The sequence below is a fragment of the Streptomyces sp. NPDC031100 genome (assembly GCF_055570785.1).
Window position 1 is genome coordinate 151,804 of record NZ_JBVIGN010000007.1, and the last position, 13,794, is coordinate 165,597.

12 protein-coding genes and 3 pseudogenes are annotated in these 13,794 nt (G+C 69.0%); 9 read left to right on the top strand and 6 right to left on the bottom strand.

The window, feature by feature from the left end; genetic code table 11:
• Positions 1-109 precede the first annotated feature (109 nt).
• Both ACZ5DS_RS21005 and ACZ5DS_RS21010 read right to left on the bottom strand, forming a co-directional pair.
• Positions 110-490, bottom strand: a complete 381-nt coding sequence (locus tag ACZ5DS_RS21005) for a DUF6415 family natural product biosynthesis protein (RefSeq protein WP_468240640.1) — start codon at positions 488-490, stop codon at positions 110-112.
• A gap of 346 nt (positions 491-836) precedes the next feature.
• A pseudogene (locus ACZ5DS_RS21010) lies at positions 837-2,019 on the bottom strand (helix-turn-helix domain-containing protein).
• A gap of 637 nt (positions 2,020-2,656) precedes the next feature.
• Between ACZ5DS_RS21010 and ACZ5DS_RS21015 the strand changes: the two are divergent.
• The gene (locus ACZ5DS_RS21015; protein WP_468240643.1) at positions 2,657-4,060 is read left to right on the top strand and encodes an InlB B-repeat-containing protein; all 1,404 of its coding nucleotides are present in this window, start codon (positions 2,657-2,659) and stop codon (positions 4,058-4,060) included.
• Between the two features lie 187 nt (positions 4,061-4,247).
• Here ACZ5DS_RS21015 and ACZ5DS_RS21020 read toward each other — a convergent pair whose 3' ends face one another.
• Positions 4,248-4,820: an HD domain-containing protein gene (locus tag ACZ5DS_RS21020; protein WP_468240645.1), complete on the bottom strand. Its 573-nt coding sequence runs from the start codon at positions 4,818-4,820 to the stop codon at positions 4,248-4,250.
• A gap of 14 nt (positions 4,821-4,834) precedes the next feature.
• Positions 4,835-5,404 (bottom strand): transcriptional regulator, encoded by a 570-nt coding sequence (locus tag ACZ5DS_RS21025; protein ID WP_468240648.1) that lies wholly within the window; start codon positions 5,402-5,404, stop codon positions 4,835-4,837.
• A gap of 683 nt (positions 5,405-6,087) precedes the next feature.
• On the opposite strand from ACZ5DS_RS21025, the gene ACZ5DS_RS21030 reads away from it, so the two are divergent.
• Both ACZ5DS_RS21030 and ACZ5DS_RS21035 read left to right on the top strand, forming a co-directional pair.
• Positions 6,088-7,215 carry a hypothetical protein gene (locus ACZ5DS_RS21030; RefSeq protein ID WP_468240650.1) on the top strand — a complete coding sequence of 376 codons (1,128 nt, stop codon included), beginning with the start codon at positions 6,088-6,090 and terminating at the stop codon, positions 7,213-7,215.
• Positions 7,200-7,862: an SUMF1/EgtB/PvdO family nonheme iron enzyme gene (locus ACZ5DS_RS21035; RefSeq protein WP_468240653.1), complete on the top strand. Its 663-nt coding sequence runs from the start codon at positions 7,200-7,202 to the stop codon at positions 7,860-7,862. Before ACZ5DS_RS21030 ends, ACZ5DS_RS21035 begins: the two co-directional genes overlap by 16 nt.
• Here ACZ5DS_RS21035 and ACZ5DS_RS21040 read toward each other — a convergent pair.
• Positions 7,857-8,285: an NUDIX domain-containing protein gene (locus ACZ5DS_RS21040; RefSeq protein WP_468240655.1), complete on the bottom strand. Its 429-nt coding sequence runs from the start codon at positions 8,283-8,285 to the stop codon at positions 7,857-7,859. The two genes, ACZ5DS_RS21035 and ACZ5DS_RS21040, sit on opposite strands and share 6 nt — an antisense overlap.
• Positions 8,286-8,329: 44 nt before the next feature.
• On the opposite strand from ACZ5DS_RS21040, the gene ACZ5DS_RS21045 reads away from it, so the two are divergent.
• The 6 genes and pseudogenes from ACZ5DS_RS21045 (at position 8,330) to ACZ5DS_RS21070 (ending at position 12,720) form a co-directional block, all read left to right on the top strand.
• A complete protein-coding gene (locus ACZ5DS_RS21045) occupies positions 8,330-9,361 on the top strand; it encodes a polypeptide N-acetylgalactosaminyltransferase (protein ID WP_468240657.1) in 1,032 nt (343 codons plus the stop codon).
• Between the two features lie 68 nt (positions 9,362-9,429).
• A pseudogene (locus tag ACZ5DS_RS21050) lies at positions 9,430-10,038 on the top strand (transposase); the annotation flags it as partial.
• Between the two features lie 1,012 nt (positions 10,039-11,050).
• On the top strand, positions 11,051-11,593 hold the full coding sequence (locus ACZ5DS_RS21055) for an RICIN domain-containing protein (RefSeq protein WP_468240660.1): 543 nt from the start codon (positions 11,051-11,053) through the stop codon (positions 11,591-11,593).
• Between the two features lie 128 nt (positions 11,594-11,721).
• A pseudogene (locus ACZ5DS_RS21060) lies at positions 11,722-11,853 on the top strand (IS5/IS1182 family transposase); the annotation flags it as partial.
• Position 11,854: 1 nt separating this feature from the next.
• Positions 11,855-12,157: a hypothetical protein gene (locus ACZ5DS_RS21065; protein ID WP_468241302.1), complete on the top strand. Its 303-nt coding sequence runs from the start codon at positions 11,855-11,857 to the stop codon at positions 12,155-12,157.
• Positions 12,154-12,720, top strand: coding sequence for an SMI1/KNR4 family protein (locus tag ACZ5DS_RS21070; RefSeq protein ID WP_468240662.1), 567 nt, complete (start codon positions 12,154-12,156; stop codon positions 12,718-12,720). Before ACZ5DS_RS21065 ends, ACZ5DS_RS21070 begins: the two co-directional genes overlap by 4 nt.
• Before the next feature lie 3 nt (positions 12,721-12,723).
• On the opposite strand, the gene ACZ5DS_RS21075 is transcribed toward ACZ5DS_RS21070, so the two are convergent.
• Positions 12,724-13,773: a serine/threonine-protein kinase gene (locus tag ACZ5DS_RS21075; protein WP_468240664.1), complete on the bottom strand. Its 1,050-nt coding sequence runs from the start codon at positions 13,771-13,773 to the stop codon at positions 12,724-12,726.
• Between the last annotated feature and the right edge of the window lie 21 nt (positions 13,774-13,794).

Below are 13,794 nucleotides of genomic sequence, written 5' to 3' on the forward strand. Positions count from 1 at the left end.
ACCCGGAGGGGCCGCCTGGGGGTGCGTCAGTGCGCTGTCCGCGCCAGCACCACGGCGAGGACCGGGCCTGTCACGGTCGCCACGTATACGAGCAGGCCAGCAATCGCCTTCACGGCGACGGCTTGCCCGCGTTTTCGTAGTGGTCGCACAGCGCTCGCAGGACACGCGCCAGGCGGCGGGCGTGGCCCGCGGCTCCCCCATACCGGGGGCTGGGCTCGGCCGTGAGCTTGCGGCGCGCCTCACCGACGCAGGCGATCGCGCAGTACCGAGGGATGCTGTTCTTCGGCAGCTGGCCAGCCTTCTTCTCCACCTCGGGGATCAGCAGCCCCAGGTGGCCGCGCAGCATCAAGGTGAGGGTGTCCACCTCCTTAGAGACCGGGGGAAGCGCCTCGGGCCCGTCATCCGGCCCGAGCAGCAGGGCCGCGGTGGCGCGCATCGTCTCGATGTCGACCTGGGCGGTGTCCTTGTCGTGCTCGACTGCGGCGTTCACTGGGGCACCGCCTGTCCGGCCCGGTGACGCGGGCACTCACACGGCGGCCATGCGTCGGACTGCTTCAGCTCCATCACCGTCGGGACCAGAACCGTGCCGCGGTCCGAGGTGACCGTCCCGTAGCGGTCCACCTGATACACGCGGATGGTCGTGTGGGTCAAAGGTGCGCAGTGGTCCCGGGCGGGGCCTGTACCGTTCCTCATGTTGACGCTCCAAGCAGCGTTGACCACGCCCCCGGACCGTTCGCGCGGTCGCGGGGGTCCTGTCTGCCACCCAGAGTGCCGACATGCGAAGGCCGGAACTATCAAACTTAATTGATAGTCCGGGCCAAAGCCTTGACGCTAAGTCACATCCCGAGCCACGCACCATAGTTGTTGAAGGTGTCCGGCATACGACGCTTGGCCGCTTCCAGCCCGGCGTACGTCTCGCGCACCGTCGGGTGGTATCTGGTCTGCTGCGGAGCCGGCTTCCGCGCCAGCTGGAGGCTCTTGAAGGCGGGCTCGGTGCGGCCCGTCCACATCTGCGCGCGTGCGACCTCGGCGTGGTGATGAGCCAGGCGGGACGGCGGCCACCCTTCAGGAATGGTGATCTCCTCCGCCTGCTGGACGGCCTCCGGGTACAGGTCCAACTCAGCCATGACGCTCACCCGGTGCACCTGAACGTTGGTCGGTCCGAAACTGAGCCAGTGCACCTTTTCGGCCGGGCCCGTGCGCTTGGCGATCCGGGCAGCCTCACGGAGGTGCCCTTCCGCCGTGTCCTTGTCCTTGTCCCGGCCTGCCAGTACGGCAGCTCCCAGGTACAGCTGCCCGGTGACGACATCGAGGACCCGGCCCTGCTCCGCCTGTTCGAGCGTGGCCATGCCCAGGCCGATCAGCCGCTTGCCCGTCTTGTAGTCGCTGGCCCTGAGGTAGGCCAGGGCGCGCAGGTACTGCCGCATCCCGCCCAGCACCGGGTCCGACGCCCGGTGCGCCGCCCAGTCCATGCGGTCCAGCGCAACCGTGCACAGGTCGGGGAATCCGAGCTTCGTCGTCACGTCGTACGCGGTGCGGTAGACACCCGCGAGCAGCTGCCAGGAACGGTCCGTTGGGTGAAGGTGTGCGTTCGTCGTCGCCTCGTGCAAGAGCGTCGGAAGCTCCGCGGCGACCCGCTCGATGTCCGTGGCCCGGACCATGGCGCACAGCCCGTAGGCGTGCTCTTCCAGCTCCTCCAGCGAGCGCGGCGTCACGTCCGGGTCAGGCCCCAGGTCGTACACGTTCAGGGCTTCACGGATCGGGTTGATCAGCCCGTCGAGCTGGTCCTGTCGCAGCTACTCCAGGTACGGCTGGCCGTTGAGTTCGGCGACCGGCACCGACAGCGCGTGGGCGAGTGCACCTATGACCGAGGCTGCCTGGCACGACACCCTGTTCGACCTTCGTGATTGTGCTGTACGAGACGTTCGAGAGGTCCGCCAGCTCACGCTGCGTCAGACGGCGGGCTTTGCGTGCATGCGCGATGCGTGCGCCTGTGTGCTCTTCAGAGTGCGGGGGCATGCTGGTCTCCGTTCTGAACTCGACACTCAGAACGGTCCCCCCGGAGCGGAGCCCGGGGACCCGACCAACGGCCCTCACCCCTTACAGGCGAGGGCCGTTGCCGTGCGGGCAGAAGAAAGCCCCTGCTGGCTCTGCGAGGAGCAGGGGCTGCGCCCTTCTTCCGCCTGGGAGCGTAAGGGGGCATGTCACCGCCCCCGGGAGAGCCGCACCGGGAGGACTCCGGTGAGGCGGTGGGGCGACGAACGGAACAACGCCGACGGCACCGCCGCTACGAGCCGCCTTCGCCCATGTCGCTTCGGGCTGAGGTCGTAAAGGATGCCGCTGCTGCTAGCACCCCCTGGACCCCAGCGTGGCCCGGTGACGGCACAGGCGCGGCCGGATCGCACTCTTACTCATTTGGGTGACTGAAGGTCTCGGCCGGGAATGCCGAATCGTTCCCCTAGGACATGCCTCCCGCATGCACCCCTCCATGAGCCCGCTTCGCCCCTCCCGGCCCTCCCGTTCTTCACGCCGCGCACGTCTGGTCGCGGCGTGCGTGGCCGCCGCCCTGGCCGGCTCGTCTCTCACCGCGGCTGCCGGTGTCTCGGCTGCTCCACTGGCCGCGGCTGAGCCCTCGCCAGCCGGGTCGGGAAAGGAGGTGCTGCGCGAGCGCACCGTCCCCCTTAACACCGAGCCCTTCCGTGGCCTGTGCAGTGCTGCTCCCTTCGGTGAGCCCCGGGAGCACAGCTTCGACTTCTTCGACGACGTCCGCGTCACGGCGGTCGAGGACGGGTTGGACAGCGATGGGGGAACTGTCACCTGGAGCGGTCACGCCAAGGGCGCCCCCGAGCACAGTGTCGTCCTCTCGATGCGCGGCCTGTGCACGGCAGGTCCGGGCGCGGACGCAGCGCTGGAAGCTGTCGCGGACCTCGGGACGAGGGTCTACCGCATGGAGACCATGCCCGGTCGGCCTGCCCGGGTCCGCATCACCGAGGAAGACCCCAGCCACCGCGAGCCCCATGCACCCGACGACGACATCATGACTTCCGCCCCAGCCTCCCGGCTCAGGAAGTCCCTGGAGAGCAGGGCTCCGGCCACAGTCGCAGCCCCCGTGGTCATCGACGTGATTGCCGGGTACACCCGGCAGGCCGTGGCCCAGGCGGGAGGCGAGCAGCAGGTCGTCGACACCATCCGGTGGTCCGAGCGGAAGATGAACGAGGCGCTCGCCGACAGCGGCGTCCCGGCGAGTATCGACATCATCGGGACCTACGGCACCGGATACGGCGGCGACAACACCTCCTCCGCGATGTTCAAAAAGCTCTCCGATCCCCGGGACCCGGAACTCGGGGCCACCGCCGCCGGCCTGCGCGACCGCTACGGGGCGGACCTGATCACCGTCGTCAACCGCGTCGCTCCCGGCCAGTCCTCCGGCCAGGGCAGCCTGCCGATGAGCGGCCGGTTCAACCCCTCCGACGCGTTCTCCGTCGTCGACATCCGCTCGATGACCGACTGGTACAACCTCGGACACGAGATCGGCCACAACCTCGGCCTCTTCCACGACCGCACCACCCTGAACCAACAGGGCCCGGACGGCTCCTGGCAGCGGTTGCTCAACGCCCCGTTCGCAACCGGATGGGTCACCCCGCGACACAACTTCCACACCCTGATGGCGTACTCCAGCGCATGCGGCATGCCCTGCACGGCCGTCAACCAGTACTCCAACACCGAGAACTCCATCAACGGCCAGCCCTTGGGCGATGCGAACAACAACAACGCGGCCCTGGCCCGGCTTTCCGCGCCGGTCCTGGCCGGCTACCGCAACCTGACCATCGCCAGGACCCGCTACCCCCTGACCCTCGACTCCACCGCGGGCGGAAGCGCCCGCCCGGCCGTCTACGGCCCCTATGCGCCGGGCACCGTCGTCGCGGTCACCGCGTATCCGCAGGCGGGCTACCGGCACGCGGGGTGGATCTACGACGGGGTGCAGTACACACTGGGCGGCCAGGTCAACGTCACCATGAACTCCCCCCACAAGCTGACCGCCGTCTTCGTCCGCTCCTGACCGACCGGGTGGTGAACCGCCCGTGGAGGGGGCGTGAGTGCGGCGACGCCACTTCGACCCGTCAGCGCAGGGCCCGTACGTTCCGAAGGTCCAGATGTTGCCCTCGGCGTCGCGGGCCGTATTAGAGGTGAGAATGCAGAGGACCCCGGCACGCGCCGGGGTCCTCACCTGAGTGCGGGACCTGGGATCAGGGCAGGAAGTTCTTCTGCCACTCCAGCGAGGGCATTGACAGCGCGGCGTCGGCGAGGGCCTTCGCCGAGGGCGTCTTGAGCGAGGCGAGGCTGGTGTCGATCCAGTTCTGAGTGAGGCTGTAGCCCTGTTCCCGGTATTCGACGGCCTGCACGAGGCACTCCAGCTTGTCGGCGTCGTGGGCGACGATCGCCTCCGGGGTCTCACCGGCCTCGTACTCGTCGACCGCACCCTGCACGCCCTCGCGGACGGCCGGGTGGGCGTTGGCGACCTGATCGGCGGTCACCTCCTCGTTCGGCGCGGCCCTGATGTACTTCCGGCCGATGTGCGGGATGTCTCCGACGCGGGTCTCCTGGCTGTCGTGGAACAGGCACATCAGTGCAACTCGGGCCGGGTCGGCACCCTCCATCATGGCGAGCACCGAGCCGATCACCCCGACCCGGAAGGAGTGTTCGGCGACGGACTCCGGGGCCTTGTTGCCGGTGAACCACCAGCCGGTCCGTGCGACGCGCTTGAGCACGCCCATCTCGGAGATGAAGCTCGCGGTGCCCCTGGTGGTGTCGTCGGCCATGCGGTCCTCCATCGTCAGCGGTTGTGATCGAAAACGTAGTGGACGTGGGCGAGTTCGCGCCTCGATCTTGCCGAGATGGCTGCTCCGTCCAGGAGCTGGGCGGTCCGCTCGCGCAGCGGACCGGCGAGCTGTCCGGCCGCCTGCGGCAGCCAGGGGAACGCGGTCAGCAACGACCACAGCGAGTGCGCGTACAGGTCGGCAAAGCCGGGCGCCAGGTGCAGCCCGCGGGCCAGCCCGCGCAGCAGGGTCACCGGGTCCCAGCCCGTGAGGTCCCGGTTGCGCATGAAGGCATCGTCGGCCTGCGGCACCGGCAGCGCACCGAGCCACAGCGCCCAGGAGTTGAGGTTCGCGGCCTCGGCGGTGTCGTCGTCGGCCAGGGCGCGGTCGATGAAGTCCTGCAGTGGCTGCGGGTCGCCGAGCCGGGCGAGCGCCGTGGCGGTGGAGCGGGCCTCCGCCCAGTGCGGGGACCAGCCCCGTCGGGCAAGGACGTCGCGTCGGCGGTGCAAGGTGTGCGCGGTCCATGCGGCCGCATCCGGGCCGTGATCGTACGACGCCAGATACAGCGCTTGGCGGTGCAGCAGCACCCCCCGGCTCCCCCTGTGCGGCTTCGTGCTCGGTCGTGGCTCGCAGGTGATCGAAGAAGACCGTCCGTTCGGCAGGCGCCAATTGCGGTGCGACGGCGACCGGCCCCCGCCGGGGCCTGGGTAACCGGCCGGCGAGCGCGGACGGGGTGGTGCCGTTCAGCGCCCAGGCCAGCATGTGCGCGGTGTCCCGGGTGTGCACCCACTCGGCCAGCGGATGGGGCCCGCCGACATCGCCGGCAAGCCCGGCCGCAATGATCCGGTCCGCGTCCATTGCTGCGTCCAGCCACTGCACGAGTGTCGCGTCCGCCCCCAGCGCGGGCAGCCGCCGGCGCAGGTCCAGCAGCGCCCCGGCCCTCATGTCGTGATCGGCCGGGACGTTGAGGACACCGCGACCGGCCAGCGCAGCACCCGGACCGCGACGGCGCACGCATCCCGCCCGCCCGGCCGCCCGCACCGTGACCCGGCATCGCCGCAGGCCCCGCCGCAGCGGACCGCCGTGGTGGGCCTGGCGGCAGACGTAGTGCCTCGGCGGCACGCTCCTCGCCCTGGTCCTCGTCCTGCTCCACCCCTTGTAGACCCCGGCTGGGCTGGGCGGGACGTCACACCCCAGCCCAGCCGGACCAGCGCTGCCCCCGTGGTCATGGCCGTCCTCGGCCCGGCCGTCCTGCCAGGAGGAGGACTCCATGCTGGTTCCCACCCCGTCCACGTCCGCCCCGCCGCCAACCGCCGCCTCGGCGTCGACCAGCCCGGGAACCGTCGACGAGATCGCTGCACAGGTCGCCGGGCTGTACGGCCGGGACGCCGCGCGGATGGCGCCGTGTCTGGCGCTGGGGACGTTCGAGCGGGTCGGCTCGAACTGGCTGTCCGACTCCCTGCGGCCGGTGATGCCCCAGCACAACGAGCCCTTCCGGCAACAACTCGGAAGGGAACACCCGCTGTCCCCGTGCAACCGCACACCGGCCGACCTGAGCGGGACCGCTCTCGGCGCACTGGGCAGGCACCATCTGGCCTGCGCGCTGAGCGACCTGTATGGCCAGCCCCGGCACCTGGTCAAGGAGACGAACCTGTTCGTCGCCACGGACACCGTTGTGCGGCTGCTGCCCCACTCCCCGGTGGTGGTCCTCACCCGTGCCCCCATCGGCATCGCGTCGTCCTTCGAGCGCGGCCGGCTGTGGGAGCGGTGGGCCTACGGCCAGCGGTACACCCAGGTGGCCGCGAGTGCCCGCTCCCCGCGCTGGCGGGACTTCGCACCTCTGGTCCCCCTGGACGATCCCGCCGCCCCCGTCGCGCTGGGCCGCCTCATCGCGCTCAACGCCCTGCTACTGGCCAAGTCGTTGAGCACCTCGGGCAGGGACATCGCCGTGGTGCCGTACGAGCAGCACGTAGGCGACGGCAGACAGTGCTCGCCGAACTGGCCCAGCATCTGGGCATCACGCTCTCCTCCGGCACACCCCAGTCGGCTCCCGATAGTGCGGGCGCGGTGCTGGACCCGACGTTCGTTACCACCGGCGGCAAGGACGGCTTGGTCGCTGAAGTCGACCCCGCAACGGCGGACCTGGTCCGCAGCACCGTGGACGCCACGGTGGCCGGCGCCCGCTCGTTCCTGGACGGGCAGGTCACGGCAACCGCAGCCGAGTGGCTGGCTGGTGACGACCGGTACGAGGTACGCAGGCCTGCTGTCCGCCGCCGGACGCCCGCACAGCCGCAGGCGTCTGCCGGGCCTGTCCCGGCTCCGGTCTACCTTCCGCTGCCGGGCGGGGCGTCGTGGCGGAACCAACTGGTCACCAACGCGGAGATGGCAGAGCTTCTGACCCTGCTCCAGGCGGCCGGGCTGCCGAACACGCACCTGGGGACGAACCTGCTGGTCTGCCCGATGCCGCACGAGCGTGGCGGGCGGCTGCACCGTGATGCGCGCACGAGGCAGTGGCGGGTGAGCCCCGGCTACGAGGCGCACCCGGCCTCTTGGGTGACATGGCTCGGGGCGGCCACCGTGGCGGCCTGGCTCGGCGCCCGCCTGCCCACCCGGGCCGAGGCAGCCGAGGCCACCGCCGGCGCCCACGCCTACAACTGCGACTACGCGGTGGGCGATACCTGCCCGGTACTGGAACCCGGCCGCCCGTCGTCCGACGTCCACCACCTGGTGGGCAACGTCCAGACCTGGTGCGGCGACGGCCCTTCGCTTCCGCCGGACGCGCCCGCTCAACGGCACCTGTTCGGGGCGGCGTGGAACACGCCGGGCACCCAGGACGCCATCGGGGCGGTGCGCTCCCGCTACCTGCTGGGCTCCTCGCGCGGAGTCGGCATCCGCCCCGTGCGCGACGAGCGGACCTCGGCGTCCACCGGACTCGGGGCGTGGGAACTCGCGCACCGCCTCAACGGATGGATCGACGCCCTCGACGGCCCCGCCCGCCCCGTGGGCGAGCTGGACCGCCTCCTGATCAGCACGTTCGGGTCATAGTCCGATCGCGGACTTCGGCCCCATGTAGGAGCCAGCCCCGGGATAGCCCTCCCTGCACAGCTTCGTGAACTTCTCGCTGAACCCCAGCTCCGGCAGGCGGTCGAGCGGCACGAACGCCACCTGCCGGATCGGACGCGTATCCGCGCCCTCCGTAACGACCCCGACCTGCCCGCCGACCCGGCGGGCCTCGAAGGTGATGTGAACGACATGAGCCGACGTCACGTCGCAGACGTACAGCAGACGGCCGACCTCGACCTCGACGCCGGTCTCCTCCCGCATCTCGCGGACCAGAGCCTCCTCGAGGGTCTCGCCGTTCTCGACCTTGCCTCCGGGCAGGGACCACGACCGGGCCCCTTCGGTGTCCTGGTCCAGCAGCAGAATCGCGTCGTCCTCGATGACGACACCTGTCACACGCGTATGCATCCCGCAACGCTAGCGCTGGCTGACACCAGCCGGAGGGCGGATCAGTGACGACCCAACCCGCAGGAGTGGTGATCGCGGCCGGAGGACTGGGGACCCGCGTCAATGGCTGGTCACCATTCCTGCCCAAGGAATTCCGCCCGGTCGGGGGACACCCCGGTCTCCTCCACGTGCTGACCGAAGCCGCCGCCACCGGCATCCGGCATGCCGTGGTCGTCCACCACCCCTACTACACACCGTTCATCGACTGGGCCCGCCAGACCCTCGCCCCCGGCGCCCTGGCCCGCTACCAGGAACTCTCCCAACAGCCTGTCAGCCCCCACCCGCCCACCGAGGACCTGCGGGTGGACTTAATCGCCCAGCGAGGCCGCTACGCCGACATCACCTCCGCGCTCAACGGCTCCCAGCACCTGCGCAGCCCAGACGTCTGCCTGCTCTTCTCCGACAACGTCGACCCCAGCCACACCGCACTGCGCGAACTGGTCGGCGCCGGCGCCCCTCACACCCCCGCCGTCCTGGCCGGCCCGTTCGACATCCGGTCCGCCACCAGCCACGGGGTGATCATCTGCACCGGTACCGGGCCCGTCCGCGCCATGGCCGCACTCGTCGAGAAGCCCGATCCCCTCCACACCCAGCAACTGGCCGCCGACCACGGACCGGACAACCTCCGCCTGCTCCTGGGCCGCGTCCGCCTGACACCGGGACTGCTCGGCGGCCGCGCGAGGGACCGCTACGGAACCGAGGTTGTTCCTCGCCCTGGCCGCCTACGCTCGCCGCCACCGCGTCGACGTCGTCACCAGCAGCACGCCTATGGTCGACCTCGGCGCCCCCGAGCCCGCGCCCACAGGCTCCGTGCTGGGCGGACCAGAGCACCCTCTGCGGTCACCCCACAGCGGTACGGGGTGAGCACAGCCGCACGTCACGTCCTATCAGGGAGCCGGCTGGAGTACGGCAGTAGGCAATCACAGCTCTGCCTGGACGTCGACGGCCTGGGCACCCCCGACGGTGCCCGCATCACCCTGTGGTGGTGCAACGACAACGACGACCACTTCTGGTCCTACGACCCCTGGACAGGCTGACCATGGCTAGATGATCGATTCCAAGGGATCGGCTGCGCGCATGAGATGAGGGAGCCCAAAGTGCGGTTGTGACGCCAGACTTGGACTCCCTCGCCACCGCACTGTACGTGAAATCCGACGACCTGCTGAAGGCATCGCCGCATCTCGCGCCGTGGCGACCGACTGTCGGGATCACCCCCAAACTCACCGACGCCGAGCTGGTCACCCTCGCGGTGATGCAGGCCATGCTCGGGTTCACCTCCGAGGCCAAGTGGCTCCGCCACGCCCGCGCTCATCTGCGGCATCTGTTCTCGTACCTGCCCCAGCAGCCCGGCTACAACAAGCGCCTGCGCAAGGCCGTCGAGCTGCTCCGCCGGATCACCCGGCTGCTGGCCACGGACACATTCGTGTGGAGCGACGACGTATGGATCGTGGACTCCACGCCCGTGGAATGCGGGCGCTCCCGCGAGACCGTCAAACGCTCCGAGCTGGCCGGATGGGCCGAGTACGGCTACAGCGCCGGCCACAGCCGCTTCTTTTGGGGCCTGCGCCTGCACCTGGTGTGCACGCTCCAGGGACTGCCCGTCGCCTTCGCCCTGACCGGAGCGAAAACCGACGAGCGCGACACGCTGCTGGACCTGCTCGACGCCGAACCGGAACTCCTTGCCACCCGGCCCGGACAGACATTGATCGGCGACACGCGATGCTCGGCATCGCGCGCCTGCACAACCTCGCCCTCACCGGATAGACGGTGGAGGGCTCAGGTCGTCTGTCCGCCTGTGTTCATCAGTGGGGCAGGTGTGTGGCGGGGCCATGGCGCGCCCGCCCGTTCCGAGGCGGCGGCCCGAAACGCTTCCGCCAGCGAGCTTCCCGGATACGTGCCGAATTCCGGGTATTTCCAGCGGTAGTAGCAGGACCAGTAGCTCACCACACGTCGTTCCGTGCGGGCGAAAAACGCAGGATTCCGAGCGATGAACTCCCCATAGAGTCCGCGCTGGACCGAGTCCGGGACACCGAGTCCGGGCAGCCCTCGGTAGATCGCCTCAAGGATCTCCACCACGTACTCACCGGCCAGCTGCACGACGAACGGGACCACCCACGCCTCGTCCAGCCTCACAATCTGTTCGAGGTGACGCTGACGGACCTTGCCATCGCAGTGCCGGGAGTACAGGCAGTGCAAGATCACCTGCTGGATCCCGGGCAGTGAACGCACCACGTCGGCGTTCGGCTCATCGTGGTAGATCCGCGAGGGGATGGTGACGGTCTCACCCCACACCTCGACCTGGAACGGGTCCGCGGATGAGAGCCTGCCGTCCGGTACGACTGCCAGAACACTCCGGACGTCACCAGCAAGCCGGGACGGAAACGCACTCACCAGGGCATCGGTGCTATTCGGCGACTCCCAGGACTTCTCCACGACACGAGGGTAAACGGCCAGCCCCTGGCCCCTCACCCGCCTACCCGATCAACGGCTCGCACCATCGCTGCCACGCCATTGCGGGACAGCCCTTAAGGGATGTTCCGTAATTACGCGTAGTCGATCCCGGGGCCCGGCGAACAGCGGAGCCATGCGGTGGATGATGCGGTGCACGGTGGTCACGCCGACGCCGAATAAGCCGGTGAACAGGGGCGCGGCACCTGGGTGTTGTGAGGGTGGTGCTCTTGGGCCGCCCCCGGCATGATGAGCCCCATCGCATCCACGAGGGGGACATGCTCATGCGGATACCGCGCAGACTCGCGGCCCTGGCCACCACCACCGCCGCGGCCGTCACCTTCAGCGTGATGGGAACCGGCACGGCCGCCGCATACTGGGACGAGTGGCCGTACTCGTTCCGCAACGACGACACCTACCTGTGTCTGGACGATTCGACGTATGCCTCCGGAAGCGACTGGGAGCAGCTGCGCACCTTCAGCTGCAACCAGAACTCCCGCGACGGCGGCTGGCAGCGGTGGATCATCCACCACTACGACGACGGCACGATCCGCTTCCAGAACATGCGCACCTATCTGTGCATCCGGCAGACGTGGTGGACCAGCGACAACAAGGACGGCATCATCGAGCACGCCGGGTGTGACAACTCCGAAGAGGAAAGCTGGTACGTGACCCGGGGCACCTTCCCCAACGGGGAACCGTGGATCACCTTCCGGAACCAGAAGACCCGGCAGTGCATGGACGACTCGTTCTACTACGGTCTGCGCACTCACGAGTGCAACAACACCTACTACCAGAGGTGGCTGGAGTTCTCCGCCTGAGGTGTCCATGTGGGGGCGCAGCTCACCCTTTGGTGAATTACGGATCAAGTCTTAAAGCGTGTTGCAGAAGGCTGTGATCTGGGCATTTTCCTTGTATGCGTGGGATGTTGAGGGCTGAGCCGGTGTAGGTGGAGACGTTCACAGGGCTGCGGATGCGGCAGTTCGAACGGTTGCTGAGGGTGGTACGGGAACGGGGCGGGAACGGCCCCGGGGGCGGCCGTCCGTGGTGCCTGCCATTGGCGGACCGGGTACTGCTGGTGCGTGGTCGACTGGACCGCGCACACGCTCGGTCGCGAGTTGGAGATCGTCCGGAAGGACCCTGATCAGCGCGGTTTCCAGGTTCAGTCGGAGCGGTGGGCGGTGGAACTCACCTTCTCATGGCTCACCGCCCACCGACGTCTGGCCCGGGATTACGAGGCCAGCCCGGCCCGATCGGAGACCATGATCCGATGGGCAGTGATCGGCATCATGGTCCGCCGACTCACCCGCGGCCGTCCCGCCACACGGCCGGGCCCCAAGCCATTGGTCCGGGTGCGGCCGGACGAGGGTACGGTTCGGGCGTGACCAGTGACGCTGCCGCCCCGAGCGGAACTTGGAACGGCGCCTCGGTGCGCTCGCGTGTTGCCGCGATGGCTCGGGAAGATCCCGAGCATCGCCGCTTCGGCGCCTCTCACCACCGGTACCGGCTTCACCCGCCTCTGGCGGAGGAGGCGATCCGCTCGTTCGAGCAGCTGCACCGCGTCACCCTTCCCGCCTCCTACCGAGGCTTCCTGAGCGCGGTCGCCGGCGGCGGAGCGGGACCGGACTACGGACTCCTGGGCCTGGCAGAGGAAGTAGACGATGAAGAGGCCCTGCACGACCTTCGGGCCGAGTGTTTGCACGTGGGCTTCCTGGCCACCCCGTTCCCGCACTCCACGGACTGGCCGGGGCCGGGCAGGGGAGGCGACGCTGACTACTCGGTCACGGGGACCCTGGTCCTCGGCGAGATGGGCTGCGGTACCTTCTCCCGCCTGGTCATAACAGGAAGCAATGCCGGACAAGTGTGGCTCGACGACCGCTCCTGGGGTGGTCTGACCCCAGGACCAGACTTCGGCACTTGGTACACCGCATGGCTGGCATCCCAGTAGATCTCAAACGCGGTCTGAGGTTCTTGGACGGTTCCAGAACGGCCAGACGCGTTCCAGGCTCTTGCGTGACGGTGGGCGTAGCGAAGGTTTTGGCTGTGGAGGCCGAGTTGGAGGTTGTGGGGTCGAGGGTTGCTTGATGGGCCGCGGCAGGTCGGTGATAGTCCGCGGCGGGGGTTGGGTGGGCTCGCTGGTGAGCTGACGGAGGAGGAGGGCTGCGTCGTCTGCGCGCAGTCTGTGCGCGGGGTCTTTGGCGAGTAGTTTCAGTAGGAAGGGGGCCAGGCTGCCAGCTCGGCTGGGTGGGGTGGGGTCTTCGGTGAGCAGCGCAGCGAGCGTTTCTACTGCGGAGCTCCGGTCGAAGGGGCCGCGGCCTTCAACCGCGAAGTACAGCGTGGCACCGAGTGAGAACAGGTCTGATGCTGGCGTTGGCTCGGAGCCGCGCGCTCGTTCCGGTGCCATGAAGCCAGGAGTTCCGATGATTCCGGCAGCGGTGGTGAGCCGTAGTTCGCCGACGTCCTGTTGAAGCGAGATGCCGTAATCGGTGAGCAGGACCCTTTCGACCCGGGCCGGATGTGGGCCTTGCGGCTCTGGAGCGGTCAGCAGGACGTTGGAGGGTTTGACGTCCCGATGCAGGATGCCCATCTGGTGGCCCGCAGTCAGTGCATCGAGCAGCGCCAGGCCGAGTCCGGCTGTGTCATCTGGTGACAGGGTTCCGCTTTCGCGGACCACGGCCTCAAGGTCCTGTGCTCCAGACACGTACTCCATGACGACCCACGGCAGGCCACCGTCGACGACAGTGTCGTAGACCGTCACCACGTGGGGGTTGCTCCGCAGGCGAGCGGAGTGCCGTGCTTCACCTCGCGCTCGGGCGATGCGCGCATTCAGCTCCTGCTCCGAAACCTCCGGCGGCACGGCGATTTCCTTGAGCGCAACATCGCACGCCAATTCCTCGTCGTGGGCAAGCCAAACACGCCCCATACCGCCGGCTCCCACGCTGCGCACCAGTCGGTAGCGCCCGGCGATTACCCGGCCCACGGGATCATCCGGTCGCGGCATGTTCACCTTCCGCTTCAGTCG

Bases quoted from the DNA above. Each gene is read 5' to 3' on its own strand.
- ACZ5DS_RS21020 (WP_468240645.1), bottom strand. From the start codon at position 4,820: ATGGCCGACGACACCACCAGGGGCACCGCGAGCTTCATCTCCGAGATG.
- ACZ5DS_RS21075 (WP_468240664.1), bottom strand. From the start codon at position 13,773: ATGCCGCGACCGGATGATCCCGTGGGCCGGGTAATCGCCGGGCGCTAC.
- ACZ5DS_RS21030 (WP_468240650.1), top strand. From the start codon at position 6,088: ATGCTGGTTCCCACCCCGTCCACGTCCGCCCCGCCGCCAACCGCCGCC.
- ACZ5DS_RS21040 (WP_468240655.1), bottom strand. From the start codon at position 8,285: ATGCATACGCGTGTGACAGGTGTCGTCATCGAGGACGACGCGATTCTG.
- ACZ5DS_RS21035 (WP_468240653.1), top strand. From the start codon at position 7,200: ATGGCAGAGCTTCTGACCCTGCTCCAGGCGGCCGGGCTGCCGAACACG.
- ACZ5DS_RS21055 (WP_468240660.1), top strand. From the start codon at position 11,051: ATGCTCATGCGGATACCGCGCAGACTCGCGGCCCTGGCCACCACCACC.